Source organism: Streptomyces justiciae (assembly GCF_015163075.1).
Lineage (GTDB): Bacteria > Actinomycetota > Actinomycetes > Streptomycetales > Streptomycetaceae > Streptomyces > Streptomyces justiciae.
Genome location: NZ_JADDXU010000002.1, coordinates 538,056 through 563,132 on the forward strand (window position 1 = coordinate 538,056; position 25,077 = coordinate 563,132).

Genomic DNA, 25,077 nt, shown 5'->3' on the forward strand with positions numbered 1-25,077 from the left:
TCAGAGCTGCCTCAGAGCTGCCTCAGAGCTGCCCGGGGGTGCCCCACCGCCTTGGTGAACTCGCGGAACAGGTCCCACACCTCGCGACGGACCGCGGGGGAATCGGCGCCGGCCGCTCGCTCGCCGTCCCGCGTCGGCGTCGGTCCCTCAACCCGCCGTCCGCCCCCGCTGCTGTCCGAACCGGGCCCACTCCGCGTCCCATTGGTCGATCCGGCGGCGTTCCAGGCGGGCGCAGAGGGTGCGGCCGCCGACGAACGGCACGATCGCCGCGCTCGCACCCACGAGGGCGCCGATCAGAGCCGAGCGGAGGTGGGCCTGCGCCGGGGTCGTGGGGCGGGTGACCAGGCGGCCCTCCGCGTCGGTCCAGACGCTGACCGGAGTGCCCGTGGCGCTGCCGGGGCGGACGCGGACCTGGCCGGTGTGCGAGGAGCCGTCCGGGGCCGCCCAGCGCACCTTCGCCCACACCTGATCGCTGCTCGCGGTGCCGGTCTGCCCGGCGAAGGTGCCGGGTGCCTTGGCCACGAGCCGGGCCTCGACCTGCCGCCACTCGACGCGCTCCCGGGCGAGGGTGCCCTCGACGGACCGGCTCGCCGCCAGGCCGGCGAACACTCCCGCGAGGGCGGTGAGCAGCCAGGCGCCGAGCACGACCCAGGCCTCCACCTTGTCGGCGCGACGCCGGAGCGGATTGCGCCGCCAACGCCACAGCCACACCTTCGAACCACGGAACGCCATCGAAGGCTTCCTCCTCATGTGCGCATGAACATGCCGGGCCGCCCTTCCATACGGGGGAGGTCGCCGAGGTGCTCACGGCGAGTCCCCACGACTCGACCGTCGCACAGGCCCCGCGGCCCCGTCCGGTCTTCGCGAAAGCGGCCCGCGGATCGCCGACACGCGTTACCATCACCGCCCTGACCTGCGACGGAGCCCTTTCCGGGGGTGACTGTCAGTGGCTGGGTGCAGACTGGCCGATATCTGAGACAAGGACGTCGCGGAGGTGATCGGCATGACCGAGGTACTGCTCGCCGTGGGAACCCGCAAGGGCCTGTTCATCGGGCGCAGGCGGGGTGGGACCTGGGAGTTCGACGAGAGTCCGTATTTCAACGCGCAGGCCGTGTACTCGGTCGCGATCGACACCCGGGGCGAGCGGCCGCGGCTGCTGGCGGGCGGCGACAGCGCGCACTGGGGGCCGTCGGTGTTCCACTCCGACGACCTCGGCCGCACCTGGACCGAACCGGCCCAGCCCGCCGTCAAGTTCCCGAAGGACACCGGCGCTTCACTGGAGCGGGTGTGGCAGCTGCATCCGGCGGCCGCGGAGCCGGACGTGGTGTACGCGGGCACGGAGCCGGCGGCGCTGTACCGCTCCGAGGACCGCGGCGAGACCTTCACGCTGGTCCGCCCGCTGTGGGAGCACCCGACCCGGTCGAAGTGGGTCCCGGGCGGCGGCGGGGAGGGGCTGCACACGGTCGTCACGGACAAGCGTGACCCGCAGGCGGTGACGGTCGCCGTGTCGACGGCCGGGGTGTTCAAGACGTCCGACGGCGGCGCGAGCTGGGCGCCCTCCAACTCCGGTGTCTCCGCGGTGTTCCTGCCCGATCCGAACCCGGAGTTCGGCCAGTGCGTGCACAAGGTCGCCCAGGACCCGGCGACTTTGGACCGGCTGTATCTCCAGAATCACTGGGGCGTCTACCGCAGCGACGACTCGGGTGCGCACTGGACCGACATCGGCGAAGGGCTGCCGTCCACCTTCGGCTTCGCGATGGCGACGCACCCGCGCCGCGGCGACACGGCGTACGTGTTCCCGATCAACGCCGACGCGGACCGGGTGCCCGCCGACCACCGCTGCCGGGTGTTCCGTACGACGGACGCGGGCAAGAGCTGGGAGCCATTGTCCGCGGGTCTGCCGCAGGGCGACCACTACGGCACGGTGCTGCGCGACGCGCTCTGCACCGACGACGCGGACCCGGCCGGGGTGTACTTCGGCAATCGCAACGGTGAGGTGTTCGCCTCGGCCGACGACGGCGACAGTTGGCAGCAGCTCGCCTCGCATCTGCCGGACGTGCTGTGTGTGCGGGCCGCGGTGGTGGGATGAGCCACGAGGGGGGACCACCGGGCCTTGGCCACCGGTTGATCGCCGTTGCCTGTACGGCAGTAGGGTGACGCCCGTGGCACCACGACCCTTGCATGAGATCGTCGAACCGGGCTGGGCGAAGGCCCTCGAACCCGTCGCCGGACGGATCGCCGAGATGGGCGACTTCCTGCGGACGGAGATCGCCGCGGGACGCACCTATCTCCCGGCCGGACCCAACGTCCTGCGGGCCTTCCAGCAGCCCTTCGACGACGTCCGCGTCCTGATCGTCGGACAGGACCCTTACCCGACGCCCGGTCATGCGGTGGGGCTGTCGTTCTCGGTCGCGCCCGAGGTGCGTCCGCTGCCCGGCAGTCTGATCAACATCTACCGCGAGCTGAACACCGACCTGGGGCTGCCGCAGCCCTCCAACGGTGATCTGACGCCGTGGACCCAGCAGGGCGTGCTGCTGCTCAACAGGGCGCTCACCACGGCCCCGCGCAAGCCGGCCGCACACCGGGGCAAGGGCTGGGAGGAGGTCACCGAGCAGGCGATACGGGCGCTGGCCGCACGCGGCAAGCCGCTCGTGTCGATCCTCTGGGGGCGCGACGCCCGCAATCTGCGTCCGCTCCTCGGCGACCTGCCGTCCGTGGAGTCGGCGCACCCCTCCCCCATGTCGGCGGACCGCGGTTTCTTCGGCTCCCGTCCGTTCAGCCGGGCCAACGACCTGCTGGTCCGGCAGGGAGGACAACCGGTGGACTGGCGCCTGCCGTGACCGCAAGGGGCGCGGGCGACGGGGGACTTGTGACCGGCGCAGGTGGTGACGGCGGCCTCCCGGCCCCGAGCGGCGCGGATCGCGAAAGGGGCTTCTTGCCCCCGGTCGGCGCAGGTGGTGACGGCGGCCTCCCGGCCCCGAGCGGCTCGGGTCGCGACAGGGGCCTCTCGACCCCGGTCAGCCCGGGTGGTGACAAGGGCCTCCCGGGCCCGGTCGGCCCGGGAATCCTCGCGGTCGATTCCGGCGGCTCCGGTCTGCGGGTCGCCCTCGGTACGGCGGAACGCGGTGCGCTGGGGCTGCGGGAGTCGCGGGTGCCGGTGCGTACCGGTGCACGGGGCATCGATCCCGCGCACCTGATGGAACAATTGGTGCCGATGGTTCGGGAGTTGGCCGCCGAGACGGGTGTGACCCGGCCGGGCACGGCCGTCGTGGGGGCCGCCGGACTGACCACGCTCGGCGACGCCCTGCGCGCCGAACTCCCGGGCGCGCTGCGGCGGGAGTTCGGGGTCGGGTCGCTCGCGCTCGTCGCGGATGCCGTCACCGCCTACGTGGGCGCCCTCGGGCCGCGGCCGGGGGCCGTGGTCGCGGGCGGTACGGGACTCATCGCCGTCGGCACGGATCTAACCGGCTGGCGTCGGGCGGACGGCTGGGGGCATCTGCTGGGCGACTGCGGCAGCGGTGCCTGGATCGGCCGGGCGGGGCTGGAGGCGGCCCTGCGGGCGTACGACGGGCGGCCGGGCGGCTCCGCCGGGCTGCTGGCCCGCGCCGAGGGCAAGTTCGGGCCGCTGCCCGGACTGCCCGGCCTGCTCTACCCGCGCCCGGACCGGCCCGCCGTCCTCGCCTCCTTCGCACCGCACGTCGCCGCCTGCGCGGACGCCGACGACCCGGTGGCCACCGGCATCCTGCACGCGGCGGCGCGGCACATCGCCGAGTCGGCGGCCGCGGTCTGTCCGACCGGCGGCGAACCCCAGGTGGCCGTCACCGGGGGGCTGTTCAAGATGGGCGCCCCGCTCCTCGTACCCCTGGAAGAGGAGTTGGCGAAACGACTGCCGCACGCGCTGCGCGTCGAGGCCGCCGGGGACCCGTTGCAGGGGGCCGTGCGGATCGCGACGGACCTGGCGTCGGGGGCGCTCACTCTGCCGAGTGATGCGTCGATGGTTCACGTGATGACCGGAACGGGCGACTGATCCCGACAGGGCGCCCGCTTCCGATCCGTACGTAACTCATCAGACAAAACCGGACGGATACCGCTCACCTGCACCCTCCCCGAACAGGGAAGCCCAGTAAGCCAGTAACATGCGGCGCCATGAGCTCCCCCACTGGGCCCGCCGGCCTGCCAGTACGAATGCCGCGCCCCCGTCAGCCCGGACGGCACCGCCGTCCCGAGCCGCTGGCGGCTCCCGAGGGCGCGCCCGCGCTCGTCCTCGCGGTGCCGGGCACGCCGAGCGCTGCCACCCGCAGCCTCGCCGAGGAGGTCGTGAGCATCGCCCGCTCCGAGCTCCCCGGCCTCGACGCGCGGATCGGCTACCTCGACGGGGACGACGCGGAGTTCCCCACGCTCCAGTCCGTGCTCGCGCACGCCGGCGAGGAGCGCACCGCCCGCTACGAGCAGGCCAGGGCCGCGGGACTCGACGTCAAGGAGCCCGAGGGCCCCGTCGCCGTCGTCGTGCCGCTGCTGGCCGGACCGGACAGCGCGCTGCTGCGGGTGGTCCGCCAGGCCGTGATGGACAGCCGTGTCGCGGCCGACCTCACCGATGTGCTCGGTCCGCACCCGCTGCTCGCCGAGGCGCTGCACGTGCGGCTGTCCGAGGCCGGTCTGGCCCGCGCCGACCGTGCCCGGCTGTTCACCGTGGCGACCGCCGCGGACGGCATCATCCTGGCCTCCGTGGGCGGTGACGAGGCCGTGCAGGCGGCCGGGATCACCGGCATGCTGCTCGCCGCGCGCCTCGCCGTGCCGGTGATGGCGGCCGCGCTCGACCAGGAGGGTTCGATCGCGTCCGTGGCCGAGCAGCTGCGGGCGTCGGGTTCGCAGCAGCTGGCGCTGGCGCCGTACCTGATAGGGCCGGAGATCGACCCGGGTCTGATCGAGGAGGCGGCCAAGGAGGCGGGCTGCTCCGCGGCCGAGGCGCTCGGCCCGTACCCGGCGATCGGCAAGCTGGCGCTGGCGAAGTACACGACGGCGCTGGGCATCGCCCCGCAGCAGCCGCAGGGGGCTCCGACGCGCTGAGACGCGCGTACGGGACGAGCATGACGTGAGCAATGCCGAAGGGCCCGCTCCCACTACGGGAGGCGGGCCCTTCGGCGTACGGCATCGACGGCCGGGGCCGTCTCAGTCGAGGACCACGCAGGACGCCGCCGGCACCTTCACCGCGCCGGCACGGGTCGGCAGCCCCGTCTCCGGGTCGAGCGTGAACCAGGTGACCTCGCCGGAGCGCTCGTTGGCGACGTACAGGAATCCGCCCGACTCGGCGATCGCCCGGGGCCAGTGACCGCCGCACGGAACGGTGGCGACGAGCCGCAGTTCGTCACCGGCGACGGCGAAGGTGGACAGGACGTCCTCGCCGCGGGTGGCGGTCCACACGAAACGTCCGTCGGCCGAGACGACGACGCCGGAGGGGTAGGCGTCGCCGGCCGGGGCGTCCGTGAGCACCTGGACCTCCGTCAGCGGCTTCAGCAGGCCTTCCGTGGCGTCCCAGCGGCAGACGGTGAGGGTCGGGGCGAGTTCGTTGACGACGTAGGCGTACGTGCCGTCCGGGTGGAAGGCCAGGTGGCGCGGTCCTGAGCCGGGGCGCAGGGCGATCTCGCGGTGCGGGTCGGGCGTGCCGCCGGTCAGCGTGCAGACACGTACGGAGTCCGTGCCGAGGTCCACGCTGACGGCCCAGCGTCCGCTCGGGTCGGCCTGCACCTGGTGGGCGTGCGGGGCCTGCTGGCGCCGGGTGTGCGGGCCCGAGCCGGTGTGGCGCAGGGTGCCGGAGGCGGGGCCGGCGAGGGTGCCGTCGGGGCGCAGCCGTACGGCGGTGACGCTGCCGGAACCGTAGTCGGCGGTCAGGACGTGGCCGTCGTACAGGCCGAGGTGGGTGGGGCCGGCGCCGACCGGTACCGGGCGTCCGGCGGGTTCGGGGCGGTCGCCGGTGATGCGGAAGGCGGCCACCGTGCCCTCGGCGGTCTCGCTGACCGCGTAGAGCGTGCCGCCGTCCGGCGCCAGGGCCAGGTAGGAGGGGTCGGGCAGGCCGTCGTGGCTGCTCAGGAGCGTGAGCGCGCCGGTGTCCGGGGTGATGGCCGCCGTCACGATTCCGGGGCCTCCGGCCGCCGTGAACGACCCGATGTAGGCCTTCCGCTGCCGCTCGCCACCGTCTGCCACCGCTGTCCCCTCTCGGTCCTGAGCCGTTGGGGGTGACGGTAGCAGCGGTCTAGACCATACGGCGAAGGTTTCGCCCCGCCACGGCGGAAGCGGCGGTGCCGGCGCGCGAAAGGACGGGGAAGCGCGGGCGGCGGATGGGCGACGGTCGATGTGCGCGCTTCCGAAGGTGCGGCGGTGAGTGGGCGTGGCGCCGCCCGCCTGGGGTCGGGGACAGCGGACAGAGGCAATCCACGAGCGGTCGAGTGCGGCGGCGCGTGGGCGGGCTCGCCGAGCGAGCGGCCGGTACGGGCGCACCGCGGTCGCGGCGCCGGTCCGGCGGCGGTCCGGCGGCGGTCCGGGGCCAGGGTGCCCATCCGCGACGGACCACGGCGGTGCCGGGCCCGGGGTGCCCACCCCGCGAGGGACCACGGCGGTCCCGGGTCCGGGGCCCACCCCGCGACGGACCACGGCGGTCCCAAGCCGCAGCGCCCACCGCACGGCACCCCAAAGCCAAGGCACCCGCCCCACGACGCCCCACGGCCGTCCCAGCCGCAACGCCCACCCCACGGCACACCCGAAGCCAGGCACCCATCCCACGACGCACCACGGCGGTCCCGGAACCGGAGTGACCCGGCGGTCCCGGTGGTTCAGGCTCCGACCAGCGGTGATCCCGGCGGCGTACGCAATGGCGTCGCCAGGTCGGCCAGTGCTCGCTCCAGGCTGTGCAGGTGGGCCAGGGCGGGGCCCTCGGCGGGTGGGTGGTCCGTGAGCGGCAGGTCGTCGTGGGTGCCGCCCGTGAGAGCCTCGACCGCGGCCTCCACACGCCAGCAGGCGGCCGCGAGGCGGGCGTCGTGGGACGCCTCGGGGTCGGCGGCGACGGCGACCAGGCCACGGATCTCGCGGGCGCAGTCGTCGAGGAGTGCGAGGACCCGGCGGGCGCGCCGCTTGCGGCCGAGCATCGGGTTCAGCGGGTGCACGAGCGGGGCCACGGAGAGCCGTACCCGGGCCAGCAGCTGCTCCAGTTCGGCCACGCGCGGGGCCGGATCGGCGTCCGCCCCGGCGAGGCGCGCGGCGGCCTCGGCGGTGCAGGCGTGGACGCAGCGCAGGGCGCGCTGGATCCAGGCGTCGGTCGTGGTGTGGGTGGTGACCGGCAGGACGAACAGCACGGCGAGGGCCGCGCCGAGTGCCCCGATGCCGGTCTCCGCCAGGCGCAGCGCGAGCAGGCCCGGAGTGAGGACGCCGAGGAGGCCGTAGAGCAGCTCGGCGAGGACCGTGACGCAGAGCATCATCCAGGTGTACGAGACCGCGGCCGTGTAGAAGATCCCGAAGACGCAGGCGGCGAGGAGCACGGCCGTGGGGAGCCCGGCCCCGTTCAGCGGGACGGCGACGAGCAGGCCGAGGCCGATGCCGATCACGGTGCCGAGGACCCTGCGGAAGCCGCGGACGAGGGTCTCGCCGCGTGAGGTGGTGTTGACGAAGACCCACCAGGTGGCGCCGACGGCCCAGTACCAGCGGTCCCCGGACACCAGCTGGCCCACGACGAGCGCGAAGGCCGCGCCGACGGTGGCCTGGACGGCCTGGCGGGTGGTCACCCGGGCCAGGCCGGTGCCGGCGGGCGGGGCGGGCACGGCGGGCGGGGGCAGTCGGCGCTCGTAGCACCACAGGCCGAAGCGCACGGCCGCCGCGACGGCCACGGAGAGCAGGACGGCGGCGAACAGCTCGGGCAACTGGTCGGTGCCGGCCCGCAGGAACTGCGCCACGAAGAAGGTCATGAACGCGAACACGCCGAGGCTGTGCCCGCGCGGACCCCACCGGCGCGCGTACACGCCCGCGCCGATCACGGCGAGGAAGGTGAGGTCGCGGGCGACGGGGTGGTCGTGCAGCGCGGCCGCGGCGGCCAGCACGGGCAGGCCCACGGCGGGCAGCAGCGCGGTGGTGACGGCCTGGCCGCGGACGGTGGCGTCGGTGACGGTGAACAGGGCGAGCAGCGCGGCGAGCCCGCCGGTGACGGCGCCGACGAGGGAGTGCCCGGCGACACCGCACACGACGACCGCGAGCCCGATGCCGACGACGGCCCGCGCCGCGAAGCGCAGCCGCACCCGGCCCGGGTCGGGAGCCACGAACACCCTCTTCAGCACTGCTTCCCGCCCCCTGCGTCTCTTGGCACACCGGCATGAAAAAGGCGCCGCGGGTGTCCGCAGCGCCATCGACGCGTTCATTGCAGCACCAGCCCCGCGACTGGCTCAAGTGGCGTCGAATATGCTGGGCCATTGGCACAGACAAAAGGGATCAGGCCCGTCCATCAGCGGGCCAACGGACCATGGACGAGGAGAGCTGGGCGCGATGGCCGTGGACGAGCTCGACACCCGCATCCTGCGGCTGCTGCTGGAGCAGCCGCGCACGAGCGTGCGCGAGTACGCCCGCATCCTCGGGGTCGCGCGCGGCACTCTCCAGGCCCGCCTGGACCGGCTGGAGCGGGACGGGGTGATCACCGGCACGGGGCCCTCGCTCTCCCCCGCCGCGCTCGGCCACCCGGTGCTGGCGTTCGTGCACATCGAGGTCACCCAGGGGCGGCTCGACGACGTGGGCGACGCGCTGGCCGCCGTACCGGAGATCGTCGAGGCGTTCTCGATCGCGGGCGGCGGTGACCTGCTGACGCGGGTGGTGGCGCGGGACAACGCGCATCTGGAGGACGTGATCCAGAAGGTGATCAGCCTGCCGGGCGTGGTCCGCACCCGTACCGAGGTGGCGCTGCGCGAGCGAGTGCCGCACCGGCTGCTGCCACTGGTGGAGTCGATCGGCCGCGCGGCCCGTAACTGACCTTTGACATCCTGGACGCCATGAGCAATCTCGGCCCGACCTCGGTCATCTTCGATCTCGACGGAACGCTCGTGGACAGCGAGCCGAACTACTACGAAGCCGGCCGTCAGGTCCTCGCCGAGTACGGCGTCCCCGGCTACACGTGGGCGGACCACGAGCGGTACGTCGGGATCAGCACCCTGGAGACGGTCGGGATCTGGAAGCGGGAGTACCGTCTCGCGGCCTCCGTGGCGGAGGTGTTCGACGCCAAGAACCGCCGCTACCTGGAGCTGGCCCGCGCCGCCACGCGCGCGTACCCCGAGATGCGCAAGTTCGTCGAACTGCTGGCGACCGAGGGCGTCCCGATGGCCGTGGCGTCGGGTTCGTCGCCGGAGGCCATCGAGGCGATCCTGGCGGGCACCGGTCTGGACGCCTTCCTGCGCACCGTCGTCTCCGCCGACGAGGTCGAGCGCGGCAAGCCCGCCCCGGACGTCTTCCTGGAGGCGGCCCGCCGGCTCGGCGCGGCCCCGGCCGACTGTGTGGTCCTGGAGGACGCGGCCCCGGGTGCCGCCGCCGCGCACGCGGCCGGGATGCGCTGCATCGCGATCCCGTACGTCGCCGCCCAGGCCGACGCCCCGGAGTTCGCGACCGCCGGCCTGCTGCTGCGCGGCGGCCAGGAGGAGTTCACGGCGCGGGGCGCGTACGACTGGCTGGCGGCGTCGGCCCGCCCGTCCTGATCGGCCGGCGACCGGCGCGGTGCCCCGCCCCGCAGCCGGGGCACCGCTCGCTCGACGTACGGACTACGGTCGTGACCCGTGCGTCGGCTTCGGGGCCGGCTGGATGTTCTGGTTGAGGCGGAAGACGTTGTCCGGGTCGCGGTCGGCCTTGATGCGGGCCAGGCGGTCGTAGTTGTCGCGGTAGCTGGCCCGGACCCGCTCCTGCCCCTCGTCCATCATCATGTTCACGTAGGCGCCGCCCGCCGAGTACGGGTGCAGGGCGTCGAAGTAGTCGACCGTCCAGCGTTTGATGAGCTCGGCGTTGGCGGGGTCGGGGTCGACTCCGGCGTACACGGACGCCCAGTTGGCGTGGCGGTAGGCCCAGGGCGTCTCGTCCTGGCCGACGTCGTGGGCGGCGCCGTCGATCGGGTAGAGGTGCATGGTCGACTGCATGGTGGGGACCTCGGCGCCGAACTTGGCGTGGAGGGCGACGGCGTCGTCGGGGACGGTCTCGACGAAGTCGGCGCGCCAGTACCACTGGTGGCCGGGCGGGTAGAGCCCGTCGAACATCGTCTGGAGTTCCGGGTGTTGCAGCACCATGGGCGCGTGCAGCAGCGGCGCGGGCAGTGCGTCGAGCAGGGGGGCCATCTCACGGGCGGCGGCCTCGGGGTCGGCGCCGGTGTGGCACCAGACGATGCCGGCGGTCTTGCGGAGCTGGATCTCCTCGGGGAACGGCGGGGCGGGCGGCACGGTGCCGTGCAGGAAGAAGCCGTTGAGTTCGCGAGGGGCGTTCGGGATGAAGTCCCGGTAGGCGGCGAGGACTTCGGCGCTGTCCTCGACGGCCCAGAAGGTGGGCCCGGCGACGACCGTGCTGATCTCGTGCAGCCGGAACAGGAACGAGGTGACGACCCCGAAGTTGCCGCCGCCGCCCCGCAACGCCCAGAACAGGTCGCTGTTCTCGTAGCCGCTGGCGGTCACCTTCCGGCCGTCGGCGAGGACGACCTCGGCCTCCAGCAGGTTGTCGATGGTGAGCCCGCACTTGCGGGTGAGGTGGCCGAGTCCGCCGCCGGTGGCGAGGCCGCCGACGCCGGTGGTGGAGATGATGCCGCTGGGCGTGGCGAGGCCGTGGGCGTTGGTGGCGCGGTCGACCTCGCCCCAGACGCAGCCGCCGCCGACCCGGACGGTGCGGGAGTCGGGGTCGACCTCGATGTCCTTCAGCGGGGACAGGTCGGCGACGACGCCGCCGTCGACGGTGCCGAGGCCGGCGCCGTGGTGGCCGCCGCCCCGTACGGCGAGGGGCAGGTCGTGGGCGCGGGCGAAGGCGATGACGCGGGCGACGGCGTCCGCGTCGGCGCAGCGGGCGACGAGGGCGGGGTGCCGGTCGATCATCGCGTTGTAGACGCCTCGGGCCTGCTGGTAGGCGGTGTCGTCGGGGCCGATCAACTCACCGTTGAAGGAGGTGAGTTCCGTGCGCGCCGCGTGGGCGATGGTGCTGGACATGCGGTCCCCCGTTTCGGAAATTCGGGTCGATTCGCCCGTTCTACTCGCGTCGTCACCGAACGGACATCCGTGTGCGTCACCCAGCTCGGGTCCGCCGGGTACCTACGTTTCGGCGTGCGGAAGCGGTCCCTCGGGCTCCGGTAGCGGGCCCTCGCCGTCCGCCAGCAGTCCGAGGCGTGCCGCGCGGTCGGCCGCGTGCCGTCGGGTGGGGGCGTCCAGCTTGTCGAGGACGGCCCGTACGTGGTTGTCGACCGTCCGCACCGACACCACGAGCCGGGCGGCGATCTCCGCGTTGGTCAGTCCGTCCGCGAGCAGCCGCATGACCTGGAGCTGGCGCCGGGTGAGGCCGGCGGGGTTCTCCCGGGTCGCGGCGAGCGGGCCGCGCGGGATGTGCCGTACGCCGATCCGGCGCAGCTCGGTGCGGAGCAGCCGGGCCCGCGGTTCGGCGCCGAGGGCGTCGAGGGTGGTGAGCGCGGTGAGTTTGTCGGCGGGGTCGGGGCTCTCGGCGAGCGCGACGGCGTGTTCGTAGGGGCAGCCCGCCTCCAGCCAGCGGGTGGCGGCCTGCCGCCAGAGGCCGCGGGCCTGGAGGGCGTACGGATGGTCCGAGTCGTCGAGCCGGACGGGGTGGCCCGCCTTGGTGAGCCAGTAGCCGAGCTCGGCGCGGTAGGGGACGCCGGGCAGGTGGTCGGCCTGGGCGTGGACGGGTCCGGCGGCCTCCGCGACGGTCGCGAGGTCGCCGCGCAGCCAGGCCGCCTCGGCGAGCGCCGCCGCGACCGGCCCGGTGCGCTGGAGTTCCCTGGTGCGTACGGCGATCTCGCGGGCCTCGGCGAGGAGTTCACCGGCGCCGGGGCGGCCGCAGCGGACGCGGACCCGGGCGAGGACGGTGAGCGCGGGGCAGCGGGCGGGGACGAAGTCGTGCATGCCGTACTCGGCGTGTTTCTCGGCGTCCTCCCAGTCGGCGGCGGCGAGACGGCGTACCGCCAGCTCGACATGGAGGTAGTTGAGGAAGCCGAGGTGTTCGGCGCGGTCGGCGAGGTCCATCGCCGGGGGCAGGAACAGGTCGGCCTCGTCGTACCGGAGGTTGTCGAGGAGGGTCCAGATGAGGTTGGCGTAGGAGCGGCAGGCGTGTTCGACCTCGCCCGCGGCGAGCGCCACCTCCAGGCTCTCCTCCAACTGGAGCCGCCCGCCGGGGTCGCCGCCGCGCCAGCGGGCCGTGCCGACGTTGTTGAGGGCGTGGGAGAGGATCGCCGCGTCGTCGGCCTTGCGGGCCAGGGCGATGGCGCGTTCGCCGTGTTCGACGGCCTCGGCGTAGCGGTCGGAGAGCATGCGCAGTTGGGCGGTGTTGCTGACGGCGAGGGCGAGGAGCCGGTCGTCGCCGGCGTGTTCGAGGACGGCGACGGCTTCGCGGGCGGCCTCCTGCGCCTGGTCGGCGTCGCCCGCCCACCAGTGGATGCGGGACAGCCAGCGCAGGTCGGCGCCGAGCCCGAGGGTGTCGCCGAGGGAGCGGCGCAGGGCGACGGCCTCGTGCTGGGCGGTGACGGCGGCGGCCGAGTCGGCGATGGTGTAGCTCTCCACGGCGTAGCGTTCGAGCAGGTCGGCGAGGTCGGCCGGGCCGTAGCGGTGCCGTTGGTGCAGGACGAGACGGAGTTGGGCGGCGGCCTCGCGGTGGGCGCCGGCGCACGCGGCGTCCTTGGCGGCGTCGGGTCCGTAGCGGGCGATGGCGTCCTGGTCGCCGGCCTGGTCGGCGTGGTGGACGATACGGGCGGCGTCGCAGCCGGGCCGGGCGACGAGCGCGGCGAGGACCGCACGGTTGAGGTCGATACGGCGGGCGGCGGGCAGGGAGTCGGCGACGGCTCGCCGGATCAGCTCGTGCCGGAAGGTCACCCGGTCCGGCTCCACCGTGAGCAGTCCGCGTTGCTCGGCGGTGGCCAGCACGGCCACGCCGTCCGTGAACAGGGCGTCCACCAGGGGCCGTTCGACGGCGGAGGGCACGACGGCGAGCTGCTCCAGCGCGTCCACCGTCGCCGGGTCCAGGCCCCGCAGCCGGGCCAGGACGGCGTCGACGACCGTCGGTGGCACTTCCCCGGTGCCGCCCGCGGCGACGATCTCGGCGACGAAGAACGGGTTGCCGGACGTCACCTCGTACACCTGGGCGGCATCGAGTCGGCGGGAGGCGCTGAGCGCCCGTACCGCGTCGAGGGAGAGCCGGGCGAGGGGCAGCCGGTGCACCCGGGACGTGCGGGAGACCTGGCCCAGCAGGTGGCGCAGGGGGTGTTCGCGGCTCAACTCGTCGTCGCGGTAGGTGAGGACGAGGAGCGCGGGCAGCCCTTCCATCCGGCGGACCAGGAAGCGCAGGGCGTCCAGGGAGGCCTCGTCGGCCCAGTGGACGTCCTCGACGACGAGGACCGCCGGGTGCGGGGTACCGGCGAGTTCGCCGTACAGGGCTTCGTAGACGCGGTGGCGGTCGCCGCCCTCCATGACGGCCCGGGCGAGGTCGGCGCCGACGCTGCCGACCAGGTCGCGGAACGGGCCGAGGGGGCGGCGGGTGGCGAGGTCGTCGCACTGGCCGACGAGGACGCGCGCCTGCGCGGGCAGCCGCTCCGGCATGGCCTTCACCAGGCTGGACTTGCCGATGCCGGCCTCACCGAAGACGAGCGCCACCGAACCGGCACCGGCTGCCGCCTCCCGGGCGGCCGCGGCCAGTCGCGTCAACTCGCACTCGCGTTCGAGGATCCACCGATCCACGGGCCGATTCTGCCAGAGCGCTCCGCTGGGGAGCCGGGTCGGGAAGGTGCCGGATGCGGACATCCTGCCGGGTGCGGTCGTTCTGCCGAGTGCGGCGCCGTCGAGGCTGGTCGCGCCCACGGAGGGTGCTCCGCGCCGCCAAGGAGCTGTACATCGACGTGCGGCGGGAGTCAGTGCACGGAGAGCCCGCCGTCCACGAAGATCGACTGGCCGGTGACGTACGCGGAGGCGCGGCTCGCGAGGAAGACCGCCGCGCCTTCGAAGTCCTCGGCGAGGCCGTTGCGCCCGATCATCGTGCGGGCGGCGAGCGCCTCGACCTTCTCGGGGTCATTCGCGAGGCGGGCGTTGAGCGGGGTCATCACGAAGCCCGGCACGAGGGTGTTGCAGGTGACGCCGTACGGCGACCAGGCCTCCGCCTGTGACCGGGCGAGCGACTCCAGGCCGCCCTTGGAGACGCCGTAGGCACCGCTCTGCACGAAGGCGCGGTGGGCCTGCTGGGAGGTGATGTGGATGATCCGTCCGAAGCCGCGCTCGGCCATGCCGGGGCCGAAGCGCTGGCCCAGCAGGAAGGGCGCCTCCAGGTTGACGGCCAGGGTGGTGTCCCACACGTCCTCGGTCAGCTCGCCCATCGGGGGCCGCAGGTTGATGCCGGCGGAGTTGACGAGGATGTCGGGCTCCCCGAAGGCCCGCACCGCCTCCTCGGCAGCGGTGCGCACGCCGTCGCGGGTGCCGAGGTCGGCGCTGACCCACGCGGCGCGGCAGCCGTCGGCGGTCAGTTCGTCCACGGTCGCCGCCAGCTCCGCCTCCTTGCGGGCCACGACGACGACACTCGCCCCGGCGCGGGCCAGGGCACCCGCGACGGCCCGGCCGATGCCCGAGCTGCCGCCGGTGACGAGAGCGACGCGGTTTTCGAGGGAGAACAGTTCCGAGAGGTAGGCCTGCGAGATCATGCCCGCACCCTATTTCAGTACCGTCGGACGTCCCTGATCACCGAAGATGCCCGTATGACCGCACCGCTGTCCGTCCGCCGTGTCCTCGGCGACCACCCCTTCGCCGAGATCGGGAAGCCCTCGGCCGTCGCCGTGAGCGAGGACCGAGGCCTCGTCGCCGTGGGCGGCGACCTCGGTTACCTCCAGTGGTCCGGCGACGGCACCGGCGGGAGCCGGTGGCGGCAGCACCGGGTCGGTGTGTACGGCACCGCGGATCTGCGCTGCCGCCACGTCGTGGAGTCCCGGTGGCCCGTGCACTCCGTGGCCTTCCATCCGACGCTGCCGCTCGTGGCCGTCGGCACGGGGTCGTACGACGGCGGGTACTTCTTCGAGGGCGAACTGCTGCTGGTCCACCTGGAGTCGGGGCGGGCGACTTCGGTGCTGCGCGGGAAGCGCGAGGTGCTGAAGCTGGAGTGGGAGAGCCCGGCGGAACTGCGGCTTCTGCTGGCTCCGCCGGACGAGGAGGAGGACGAGGAGAGGGCGCACACGCACGCGATCGAGGTGGTCGTGGAGCGGCCCGACTGGGCTGCTGTGGCGCCGGGTTCGGTGCGGCAGGAGGAGCTGGCCGGGCGGTGGATCGCGTACGAGCGGCCCGTGGGCGGCGATGACGTGGCCGAGCGGCTGACCGCCTTGACCGGGGAGCCCTGGTGGGAGCCGCGTCGGTTGGTCTGGGACGTGCGCGGTCTCGCGGACGGGCGGGTGCTGGCGTGTCTGGAGGAGGTGCTCGCCGAGGCCTGGCTGCCCGACGGTCGTCTGGACTGGTCCGTTCCGGACGAGGAGGGCGGCCGGCAGCTGGTCGTCCGTGAGCGGGACGCCTGGGTGAACGTGGAGCGGCGGCGGGTGCGCTATGTGGGGCGGGAGCGGGTGAGCGAGCCGCCGTTCGTCGCCCGGGTCTCGCTCACGGACGGCGAGCGGCTCGGCGCGCTCACGCTCGGCCGATCCGTCACGTTCAGCACGCGCCGGGACGGCTGGCTCGCGCTCCGCGCGACCGAGGCGGTCATGCGGCGGCGCCCGCAGCCGGTCGACCTGGTCCCGCCCGGCGGCGACACTCCGACCCGGGCCGTGACCCTGAACGGCTTCGACCTCTTCAACCACCCTTTCCCGATCCGCCGCGCCGGTCGGCTGCTCCTCCTCCAGGGGAGCGAGCGCGAACCATGGCGGGACAAGTGGGTGGTCGAGGTCGATCCGTACGGCACCGGCGAACCGCGCCGGCTGCTCCCGCTCGACTGGCGGACGCCCGCCAGGCATCTGTTCGGCGGGCCGGGTGTCGAGGTCGGTGGGGATCTGGTGCACGCGGGGGCGGTGCACGACGGTGCCGGGCTGCTGCCGGGCAACGCCTTCGTCGTACGGCGGAGTCTCACGGACGGGGCATTGCGCTGGGAGTTCGCCGCCGACCACCCCGCGACCGCCGTGGACGGCGACGAGGACACGGTGTACGTGGCGTACAACTCGGGTGAGCTCGTGGCCCTCAACGCCCTGGACGGGGCCATCCGTTGGCGGCAGCACCTGACGGTCGACGGGCAGCCCGTCGTACCGCTGTCTCTCGAACTCACCGCGGCGGGCCGGCTGTTGATCGGGACGGTGGACGGCCGGATTCTCGACTGTTCGGTCGCACCGTAGCGAACGTCCGGAACTGAACGCTCCCGACCCGTTGACGCTCCCCCGCCCCCTCCCTATCGTCTGGCCGACCATTCGAATGGCGTTCGTAATCCCGAACCATTCGAACCCCCTCCAGAGGATGCACCTGAGGAGCACACATGGCCCCGCCCCTCTCCAGACGACACCTCCTCCAGGCCGCCGCGCTCGCCGCGGTCGCGCCCGCGATCTCGTACACGACGAGCGGCAAGGCCGTCGCGGCGACCGCCGCCGCACCCGCCGCCTGGTCCGTACAGCCGTTCTCGCTGGACGAAGTCGCCCTGAAGGCAGGCGTGTTCGCCGACAAGCGGCAGCTGATGCTCGACCACGCGCGCGGCTACGACGTGAACCGGCTCGTCCAAGTCTTCCGCGCCAACGCCGGTCTCTCCACCGGCGGCGCGGTCGCGCCCGGCGGCTGGGAGGGGCTGGACGGCGAGGCCAACGGCAATCTGCGCGGGCACTACACCGGGCACTTCCTCACCATGCTGTCGCAGGCGTACGCGAGCACCGGCGAGCAGGTCTTCGCCGACAAGATCGCGACCATCGTGGGGGCGTTGACCGACGCCCGGGCCGCTCTGCGCACCGACCCCAAGATGCTTGCCGTCACCGGGAGATGGGGCGGCGCGCTGGAGAACGTGCGCGGCTCCTACCAGTACGTCGACCTGCCCGCGGCGGTGCTCGGCGGCGCCTCCGCGATCACCCTGTCGGTGTGGGTGAAGCCCACGCACGACGCCAACTGGCAGCGGGTCTTCGACTTCGGCAACAACACCACCCGGTACCTGTACCTGACCACCCGCAACGCGAGCGGTGTGCCCCGGTTCGCCATCACCACCAGCGGGGCCGGTGGCGAACAGGGCCTCAACGGGACGGCCGCGTTGCCGCTGAACCAGTGGAGCCATCTCGCGGTCACGATCTCCGGCAGCACCGGCACCCTGTACGTCAACGGCACGGCCGTCGCCACGAACACCGCGATGACCCTCAACCCCGCCGCGCTCGGCACGCTCACCAACAACTGGCTCGGCCGCTCGAACTACTCGGGCGATCCCGTCTACGCAGGCGGCTTCGACGAGTTCAACGTCTGGTCACGGGCGCTCACGCAGGCCGAGATCACCTCGTTGCAGTCCAACGAGGCCAAGCTCTCCACGGCCGGACTCGGCAACCTGGCGTCGTACTACTTCCAGGCCACGAGCGGCGGCACCTTCTCCGACGCGTCCGGCCGCGGCCTCACCGCCACGCTGCGCCGCACCTGGGGCGGGCCGAGCCACCCCGGGTTCCTGGCGGCCTACCCGGAGACGCAGTTCATCGCCCTGGAGTCGATGACCGCGAGCGACTACACCAAGGTGTGGGCGCCCTACTACACGGCGCACAAGATCCTGCGCGGTCTGCTCGACGCGTACACCGCCACCGGCGACGCCCGCGCCCTCGACCTCGCCTCCGGTATGGGCGACTGGATGTACTCCCGGCTGTCGGTGCTGCCGGAGGCGACGCTCCAGCGGATGTGGGGGCTGTTCTCCAGCGGGGAGTTCGGCGGCATCGTCGAGGCGATCGTCGACCTGCACTCCGTCACCGGGAAGGCCGAACACCTCCAGCTGGCCAAGCTGTTCGACCTCGACTCGCTCATCGACGCCTGCGCCGCGAACACCGACACCCTCAACGGCCTGCACGCCAACCAGCACATACCGATCTTCACCGGTCTGCTGCGGCTGTACGACGCGACGGGCGAGACGCGTTACCTCACCGCCGCGAAGAACTTCTGGGGCATGGTCGTCCCGAACCGCATGTACGGCATCGGCGGCACCAGCACCGGCGAGTTCTGGAAGGCGTCCGGACTGATCGCGGGCACGATCAGCGACACCAACGCCGAGACGTGCTGCGCGTACAACCTGCTCAAGCTCAGCCGGACCCTGTTCTTCCACGAGCAGACCCCGAAGTACATGGACTACTACGAGCGGGCGCTCTACAACCAGGTGCTCGGTTCCAAGCAGGACAAGGCCGACGCGGAGAAGCCGCTCGTCACCTACTTCATCGGGCTGACGCCCGGTCATGTGAGGGACTACACGCCCAAGCAGGGGACCACCTGCTGCGAGGGCACGGGCATGGAGAGCGCCACCAAGTACCAGGACTCGGTGTACTTCAAGGCCGCCGACGGCAGCGCGCTGTACGTCAATCTCTACAGCCCGTCCCAACTGGCCTGGGCGGAGAAGGGGGTGACGGTCACTCAGGCCACCGACTATCCGCGGGAGCAGGGCAGCACCCTCGCCTTCGGCGGCGGCAGCGCGTCCTTCGCGCTGAAGCTGCGGGTGCCGTCGTGGGCGACGGCCGGGTTCCAGGTGACCGTCAACGGCGGTGCGGTGAGCGGGACTCCGGTCGCCGGGAGCTACTTCACGGTGTCCCGGACCTGGAAGGCGGGCGACGTCGTCCGCGTCACCGTCCCCTTCCGGCTGCGGGTCGAAAAGGCCCTGGACGACCCGTCGTTGCAGGCCCTCTTCTACGGCCCCATCAACCTGGTCGCCCGCAACTCGGCCACCAGCTACCTCCAGTTCGGGCTGTACGCCAACGCGGCCCTCTCCGGCGACCTGCTGCCCACCCTGACCCCGGTGAGCGGCAAGCCCCTCCACTACACCCTGAACGGCACCGAGTTCGCGCCCTTCATGGAGGGAACGGAGGCCGCGACGCACGCCTACTTCCGGCGCGTTGAGCCCAAGGTCGTCTTCGGGAACCTCGACTCGGGCGTCGCCAACCCCGCGAAGTCCGACGGCACGACACTGCTCGACGACATCTGGGCGGGGGCGCCCTTCGCGAGCAAGAGCGCACTGGTCGCCAAGGTGACGAGCACCGTGAACGCGTGGGTGTCGGCCGGGCTGCTCACCCAGGCCAACGGCCAGGTGGTGATCAACACGGCGGGACAGGCGACCTACGTGTCCTAGGACCTGCGCTTGGGCTTGCCCCGCTTGGCGGCGGGCGGCTTGCGCCGTCCGCCGGCCGGGGCCGCCCGCTTCTGCTGCGGCTTCCTGGGCTGAGCGGACGACTTGGCCTTCGCAGGCTTCGCCTCGGCCTGCTCCTTGGCACGGCCCCGCGTGCTGTTGACCGTGCGGCCGCGGACGATGCCGATGAAGTCCTCGACCATGTCCGTGGTCGCCTCCTCCGGCCACGACAGGGCGACAGAGGACTCGGGGGCGTCCGTGACCGGCCGGTAGGTGAGGTCCCTGCGGTGGTGCAGGCGGGCCAGCGACTGCGGGACGACGAGCACCCCGATACCGGCCGCGACCAGCTCGATCGCGTCCTCCGTGGTAGCGGGCCGCTCGAAGGCGGGCTCCCCCGGCGGCTGCTCCCAGTCGAAGACGTCGTCGAGGGGGTGCAGCACGGTCTCGTCGGCCAGATCCTCCAGGGTCACCTGCTCGACGGCGGCGATGACGTGGTCCTTCGGGACGACGACGACCGTGGTCTCGGTGTAGAGGGGGATGGCGCTGAAGAACGTACGGTCGACCGGCAGCCGTACCAGACCGGCGTCCGCGGAGCCGTCCCGCAGCGCGTCGACCGCCTCGGCGCCGGAGAGCTGGAGGAGGGTCAGCGGGATGTCCGGCAGCCGCTCCTGCCAGATCCGCACCCACTTCGCGGGCGTCGCTCCCGGGACGTAGGCGAGCCGGAACGCCGGGGTTGCTTCCGGGCCTGTCTTCGGGGGTTCGTCCACGCCTGTCACCTGGCCAGGTTACCCGCCGTGGTCGGCGGAGGTTCACCCAGTCGATACCCTGGACACCATGACGCAGCACCAGAGCACCCAGACGATGAAGCCCGCGACCGCGGCCAAGAAGCTGGGTGTGTACCTCGAGGCCACCCCCGCCGAGTTCCGTGAGGGTGTCGTCTCGCGGGCCGAGCTCAACCAGCTCCAGGCCGATCCGCCCCAGTGGCTCCAGGACCTGCGCGCCAACGGCCCGCACCCCCGTCCGGTGGTCGCGGCCAAGCTCGGCGTGTCCATCGCCGGACTGGCGCGCGGCGGCGTGACCGAGCCGCTCACCACGGAGCAGATCGAGGCGCTCAAGCAGGAGCAGCCCGAGTGGCTGGTCAAGGAGCGCGCCACGCAGGCCGAGGTCCGCAAGGAAGGCGCCCGCGTCAAGAAGCTGCACGCCGAGAAGGCGGCCCGCGCCGCCCGCGACTGACGTAGGACGCTTGGTTCCTTTCAGGGCTGGGACAGCCGCCCCTGACGTCCGAGACTGAGGTCAGCGACCGCCACCTCCCACCGGAACGTCACGGCTGACTCCCTCGGCTCTGAAAGGACCGGAGGCATGACCAAGGACGTCAAGAGCACCGCAGCGTTAACCCCGCCCCACCCGGCCCAGCTGTCCGCGCGGCTCGATCCCGGGCTTTCCCGCTGGCTGTGGCTGGTGAAGTGGCTGCTCGCGCTCCCGCACTATCTGCTCCTGACCGCCTTCAGCGGGGGCCTGCGTGCCCTGAGCGTCCTGCTCACCCTGTACGCCGGGATCGCGCCGGCGTTCACCGGCGTCTACCCACGCGGCATCTTCGACCTGGTGATCGGCCTCAACCGCTGGGCCCATGCGGGTCGCCGTGTACGCGGCCCTGCTCACCGACACGTATCCGCCGTTCCGGCTCGACCAACGCGGTGCGGAGCCGGTGACGGCCTGACCCCGGCCTCTCAGGTCCTCCGTTTCCCCTGCTGCACCACTCTGGACGCCCCGCGAAACCCTGACCTACGCTGCGCGAGAAAGCGCTTTCTAGCCTGGCCATGCCAACGGAAAGGCAGCATCTCGTGCCGCACCACGAGTCATCGTCCTGGACGCGCAAGTCGTTCCTGAAGGGAATGGCCGCCGTGGGAGCGGCCCCCTTGCTCCCCGGCCTGTCGCCCACGACCGCGCACGCCGCGTCGGCGACCCGCCCCGACTTCCCGCTGGTCGACGCGGGCGCCGCCGTCGCCGTCTTCGTGGACGCGGCCGACGACCCCGCCGTGATCCGCGCGGCCGGCGATCTCCAGGCGGACATCGAGCGGGTCAGCGGCGTGCGCCCCGAGCTGCTCGACACCCTGCCGGACCGGGCGACGGGTCTCGTCCTCGTCGGCACCCTCGGATCGAGTCCCGTCATCGACAAGCTCGTCGACGACGGACGCCTCGACGTCTCTCACGTGCGCGGCCGCTGGGAAGCCTCCGTGACCCAGGTCGTCGAGCACCCGGTGCCCGGCGTCGAGCGCGCTCTGGTGATCGCGGGAAGCGACCGGCGCGGCACGATCTACGGCGTCTACGACACCTCGGAGCGCATCGGGGTCTCGCCCTGGTACTGGTGGGCCGACGTCCCGGTGGAACGCCGTGACACGGTGACGCTCCCCGCCGGCCGGTTCCTGCGCCGCGAACCCTCCGTCCGCTACCGCGGTGTCTTCATCAACGACGAGCAGAACCTGACCACTTGGTCCCACCGCACCCAGGAGCCGGACAAGAACATCGGCCCGGAGACGTACAAGCGGATCTTCGAGCTGCTGCTCCGCCTGAAGGCCAACTACCTGTGGCCCGCGATGCATCCGTACTCCGACTTCTTCAACAAGTACCGCGAGAACCCCGAACTGGCCGACGAGTACGGGATAGTCGTCGGTTCGAGTCACCCCGAGGCGCTGCTGCGCAACGGCGTCCACGAGTGGGAGCCGTGGGCCGCCGAGCACCCGAACGCCGACGGGAGTCTGCCGGTCTACGACTACACCGTGAACCCGGCCGTCATCTCCGACTACTGGAGAGCCCGCGCAAGACAGAACGCCGCCTACGAGAGCAGCTGGACGCTCGGCATGCGTGGGTTGCACGACAGCGCGCTGGAGACGAAGTACGCGACGACGGTCCCCGAGAAAGTCGTCGTGATGAACGACATCATCGCCGACCAGCGCCGCATCCTCACCGAGGAGGTCGGCGCCGCGGTCGAGCCGCAGATCTTCATCCCGTACAAGGAAGTTCTGGAGCTGTACAACGCGGGTGTCCAGATCCCCGACGACGTGACGCTGATCTGGCCGGACGACAACCACGGCAACATGCGCCAGCTGCCGAACGACACCGAGCGCGCCCGCTCCGGCGGCAACGGCATCTACTACCACCTCTCCTACTGGGGCCGGCCGAAGAGCTATCTGTGGCTGGACACCACCCAACTGGCCAAGGTCTGGCAGGAGTTGCGTCGGGTGTACGAGCATGGCGTGGAGCGCATGTGGATCTTCAACGTGGGTGATCTGAAGTCGATCGAGACCGGGCTGTCGTTCTCGATGGACATGGCCTGGGACGTGGACCGTTGGGGCCCGGACGAGGTCGAGGACTTCCTCGCCGAGTGGGAGGGGCGGCAGTTCGGGCGCCGGTACGGGCGGGAGATCGCCGCGATCCGTACCGAGTACTACCGGCTCGCGGCCGAGCTGCGCCCCGAGTTCATCGCGCCGGGCATCCTGTCCGTGATCCACCACGGCGACGAGGCCGGGCGGCGGATGGCCGCGTACCACGCACTGTTGGAGCGCGTGCGAGCCGTCGCCGCCAAGGTACCCACGGAGTACGCGGACGCCTTCTACGAGCTGGTCGAATACCCGGCGCACGGGGCGTACTTGATGAACCTGAAGTACTACTGGGCGGACCGCAACGCGCTCGCCGTCCGGCAGGGGCGCGGGGCCGGTGCGAACCGTTTCGCGGACCTGGCGCTGGCCGCGCACGCGGACGAACAGGCGCTCACGCTGCGGTACAACACCCAGGTGGCGGGCGGGAAGTGGGACGGGTACATCAACCCGTACCCCTCGCAGATCCCCAAGGCGCCGGGGCGGCCGACCGTCACCCGGGTGCCCCGGACGGAGACGTCCGGGCTCGGGGTGGCGGCGGAGGGGAACGAGACGGGGGTGGCCCGGCCGCTGCTCTTCTCCTCCTACACCCGGGACCGGCGGTTCGTGGACGTCTTCAACACCGGTTTCCTGACGCTGGACTGGGCGGCGGAGGCGGGTGCCTCCTGGGTGCGGCTGAGTGCGTCCGGCGGCTCGCTGACCGAGCAGACGCGGGTGTGGGTCGACGTCGACTGGGAGCGGGCGCCGGAGGGCACGCTCGACACCTCCGTCACCGTCACCGGTGGCGGGCGCAGCGTCGAGGTGCCGGTGCGGGTGGTCAACGACGGTGCGCGGGCGCGCCGGCGGGCCCGGGGGTTCGTCGAGGCCAACGGGTATGTGTCGATCGACGCCGCGCACTTCGAGCAGCGGGTGGCGCGGGGCGGGGCGCGCTGGCGGGTCGTACGGGGGCTCGGGCGTCGTACGGGAGCCGTGGAGGCGGTGCCGTCGACGGCGGCCTCGGTCACCTCGGACTTCGCCTCGCGGGCACCGGAGTTGAGGTACCGGGTACGATTCTCGTCGACCGGCACCTTCCCCGTGACCGTGTTCCGGCTGCCGTCGCTCGACGAGCGCGGGTATCGCCGGGTGGCCGTGGCGCTGGACGACCAGTCGGCCGCCGTGCTCACCGGACAGGCCGTCGCCACCGGCAACCGGGGCGACGCGTGGGCCCGTAACGTCGAGGACGGTGTGGAGAAGCTGATCACCACCGTGACCGTCGCCGAGCCCGGTGAGCATGTGCTGCGGATCTTCATGGTGGACGCGGCGATCGCCGTGGACCAGATCGTGGTCGACACCGGCGGGTTGCCCGTGAGTTACCTGGCCGCGCCCGAGAGTCATCACCCGGTGTTCAACCCCGAGCCGTCCTACGAGCCGGGGCTGGACGTGCCCGGCCAGTAGGTTGTCCGGCATGAGCGAGAGCACGACCCGGCTGGCCGGGAAGGTCGTTGTCGTCACGGGCGCCGCCCGCGGTCAGGGTGCCGCGGAGGCGGCCGCCCTGGCCCGGGCCGGGGCCCAGGTGGTCGCCACCGACGTACGTCCCGCGGGCGACGGCTGCCGTCGCCTCGACGTGAGCAAGGAGACCGACTGGGCCGAACTGGCCGCCGAACTCGAGGAGTCGTACGGGCACGTCCACGGCCTGGTCAACAACGCGGGGATCATCCAGCGCGGCCGGCTCGGGGAGGTGACGGCCGCGGACATGGCACAGGTCCAGGCGGTCAACACCACCGGTCCGCTGCTCGGCATCCAGCACCTCGCCCCGCTGATGCCGCCGGGCTCCTCCGTCGTCAACGTCGGTTCCTCCGCCGCCCTGACCGGCTACTACCCGGTCGCGTACACCGCCAGCAAGTGGGCGCTGCGCGGGGTGTCGAGGATCGCGGCGACGGAGCTGGGGCCGCGTGGCATCCGGGTCAACACGATCCATCCGGGGTACATCGAGACGGAGATGACCGCCGCCGCCACGGAGGCCTTCCGTGAGACGACCCTGCGGGAGACGCCGCTGGGGCGCAGTGGCACGGTCGACGACATCGCGCCGCTCGTGGTGTTCCTGATCTCCGACGAGTCGTCGTTCATCACCGGCGCGGACATTCCGGTGGACGGGGGGCTCACGGCGCACGGGGGCGTCAAGTCCATCTCGGACGCGATGCGGCCGGACGCCTCGTAGGCCGGCCGCCGTGCGGGC

General features: G+C 72.6%; 18 protein-coding genes. 11 read left to right on the forward strand and 7 right to left on the reverse strand.

The genetic code is table 11. The features are described from left to right. Nucleotides 1-147 precede the first annotated feature (147 nt). Complete coding sequence (locus tag IQ210_RS06475) at nt 148-732, reverse strand: Rv1733c family protein (RefSeq protein ID WP_194077872.1); 585 nt, start codon at nt 730-732, stop codon at nt 148-150. Nucleotides 733-1,003: 271 nt separating this feature from the next. On the opposite strand from IQ210_RS06475, the gene IQ210_RS06480 reads away from it, so the two are divergent. The 4 genes from IQ210_RS06480 to IQ210_RS06495 all read left to right on the forward strand — a co-directional run bounded on the left by IQ210_RS06480 (nt 1,004) and on the right by IQ210_RS06495 (nt 5,067). Next, nucleotides 1,004-2,089 carry a WD40/YVTN/BNR-like repeat-containing protein gene (locus tag IQ210_RS06480; protein WP_194077873.1) on the forward strand — a complete coding sequence of 362 codons (1,086 nt, stop codon included), beginning with the start codon at nt 1,004-1,006 and terminating at the stop codon, nt 2,087-2,089. Nucleotides 2,090-2,162: 73 nt separating this feature from the next. Then, nucleotides 2,163-2,840, forward strand: a complete 678-nt coding sequence (locus IQ210_RS06485) for a uracil-DNA glycosylase (protein ID WP_194077874.1) — start codon at nt 2,163-2,165, stop codon at nt 2,838-2,840. A 224-nt stretch (nt 2,841-3,064) separates the two neighbouring features. Further along, nucleotides 3,065-4,027, forward strand: coding sequence for an N-acetylglucosamine kinase (locus IQ210_RS06490; protein ID WP_194078202.1), 963 nt, complete (start codon nt 3,065-3,067; stop codon nt 4,025-4,027). 119 nt (nt 4,028-4,146) lie between these two features. Beyond that, nucleotides 4,147-5,067, forward strand: coding sequence for a sirohydrochlorin chelatase (locus IQ210_RS06495; protein ID WP_194077875.1), 921 nt, complete (start codon nt 4,147-4,149; stop codon nt 5,065-5,067). 102 nt (nt 5,068-5,169) lie between these two features. Here IQ210_RS06495 and IQ210_RS06500 read toward each other — a convergent pair whose 3' ends face one another. Further along, nucleotides 5,170-6,201, reverse strand: coding sequence for a lactonase family protein (locus IQ210_RS06500; RefSeq protein ID WP_194077876.1), 1,032 nt, complete (start codon nt 6,199-6,201; stop codon nt 5,170-5,172). A gap of 626 nt (nt 6,202-6,827) precedes the next feature. Next, a complete protein-coding gene (locus IQ210_RS06505; RefSeq protein ID WP_194077877.1) occupies nt 6,828-8,318 on the reverse strand; it encodes an FUSC family protein in 1,491 nt (496 codons plus the stop codon). 205 nt (nt 8,319-8,523) lie between these two features. Between IQ210_RS06505 and IQ210_RS06510 the strand changes: the two genes are divergently transcribed. After that, the gene (locus tag IQ210_RS06510; RefSeq protein WP_126270403.1) at nt 8,524-9,000 is read left to right on the forward strand and encodes an Lrp/AsnC family transcriptional regulator; all 477 of its coding nucleotides are present in this window, start codon (nt 8,524-8,526) and stop codon (nt 8,998-9,000) included. Between the two features lie 20 nt (nt 9,001-9,020). Further along, nucleotides 9,021-9,716 carry an HAD family hydrolase gene (locus IQ210_RS06515; protein WP_194077878.1) on the forward strand — a complete coding sequence of 232 codons (696 nt, stop codon included), beginning with the start codon at nt 9,021-9,023 and terminating at the stop codon, nt 9,714-9,716. Nucleotides 9,717-9,779: 63 nt separating this feature from the next. Here IQ210_RS06515 and IQ210_RS06520 read toward each other — a convergent pair whose 3' ends face one another. The 3 genes from IQ210_RS06520 to IQ210_RS06530 form a co-directional block, all read right to left on the reverse strand. Further along, on the reverse strand, nt 9,780-11,195 hold the full coding sequence (locus IQ210_RS06520; RefSeq protein WP_194077879.1) for an FAD-binding oxidoreductase: 1,416 nt from the start codon (nt 11,193-11,195) through the stop codon (nt 9,780-9,782). 102 nt (nt 11,196-11,297) lie between these two features. Continuing rightward, nucleotides 11,298-13,940 (reverse strand): AAA family ATPase, encoded by a 2,643-nt coding sequence (locus IQ210_RS47865; RefSeq protein ID WP_194077880.1) that lies wholly within the window; start codon nt 13,938-13,940, stop codon nt 11,298-11,300. A 170-nt stretch (nt 13,941-14,110) separates the two neighbouring features. Continuing rightward, complete coding sequence (locus IQ210_RS06530) at nt 14,111-14,890, reverse strand: SDR family NAD(P)-dependent oxidoreductase (RefSeq protein WP_194077881.1); 780 nt, start codon at nt 14,888-14,890, stop codon at nt 14,111-14,113. A 54-nt stretch (nt 14,891-14,944) separates the two neighbouring features. Between IQ210_RS06530 and IQ210_RS06535 the strand changes: the two genes are divergently transcribed. Together IQ210_RS06535 and IQ210_RS06540 are read left to right on the forward strand one after the other, a co-directional pair. Beyond that, nucleotides 14,945-16,549: an outer membrane protein assembly factor BamB family protein gene (locus IQ210_RS06535; RefSeq protein WP_194077882.1), complete on the forward strand. Its 1,605-nt coding sequence runs from the start codon at nt 14,945-14,947 to the stop codon at nt 16,547-16,549. Between the two features lie 137 nt (nt 16,550-16,686). Further along, entirely contained in the window at nt 16,687-19,491 is a 2,805-nt protein-coding gene (locus tag IQ210_RS06540; RefSeq protein WP_194077883.1) for a beta-L-arabinofuranosidase domain-containing protein, read from the forward strand. On the opposite strand, the gene IQ210_RS06545 is transcribed toward IQ210_RS06540, so the two are convergent. Then, complete coding sequence (locus IQ210_RS06545) at nt 19,488-20,255, reverse strand: LysR family substrate-binding domain-containing protein (protein ID WP_194077884.1); 768 nt, start codon at nt 20,253-20,255, stop codon at nt 19,488-19,490. The two genes, IQ210_RS06540 and IQ210_RS06545, sit on opposite strands and share 4 nt — an antisense overlap. A 67-nt stretch (nt 20,256-20,322) precedes the next feature. Here IQ210_RS06545 and IQ210_RS06550 point away from each other — a divergent pair, with 67 nt between their 5' ends. From IQ210_RS06550 to IQ210_RS06560, 3 genes are all read left to right on the forward strand, one after another. Further along, nucleotides 20,323-20,721, forward strand: coding sequence for a DUF5997 family protein (locus IQ210_RS06550; RefSeq protein WP_194077885.1), 399 nt, complete (start codon nt 20,323-20,325; stop codon nt 20,719-20,721). Between the two features lie 659 nt (nt 20,722-21,380). Further along, a complete protein-coding gene (locus IQ210_RS06555; RefSeq protein ID WP_194078203.1) occupies nt 21,381-24,296 on the forward strand; it encodes a glycosyl hydrolase 115 family protein in 2,916 nt (971 codons plus the stop codon). A 10-nt stretch (nt 24,297-24,306) separates the two neighbouring features. Beyond that, nucleotides 24,307-25,059 carry an SDR family NAD(P)-dependent oxidoreductase gene (locus tag IQ210_RS06560; RefSeq protein WP_194077886.1) on the forward strand — a complete coding sequence of 251 codons (753 nt, stop codon included), beginning with the start codon at nt 24,307-24,309 and terminating at the stop codon, nt 25,057-25,059. The last annotated feature ends 18 nt before the right edge of the window (nt 25,060-25,077 follow it).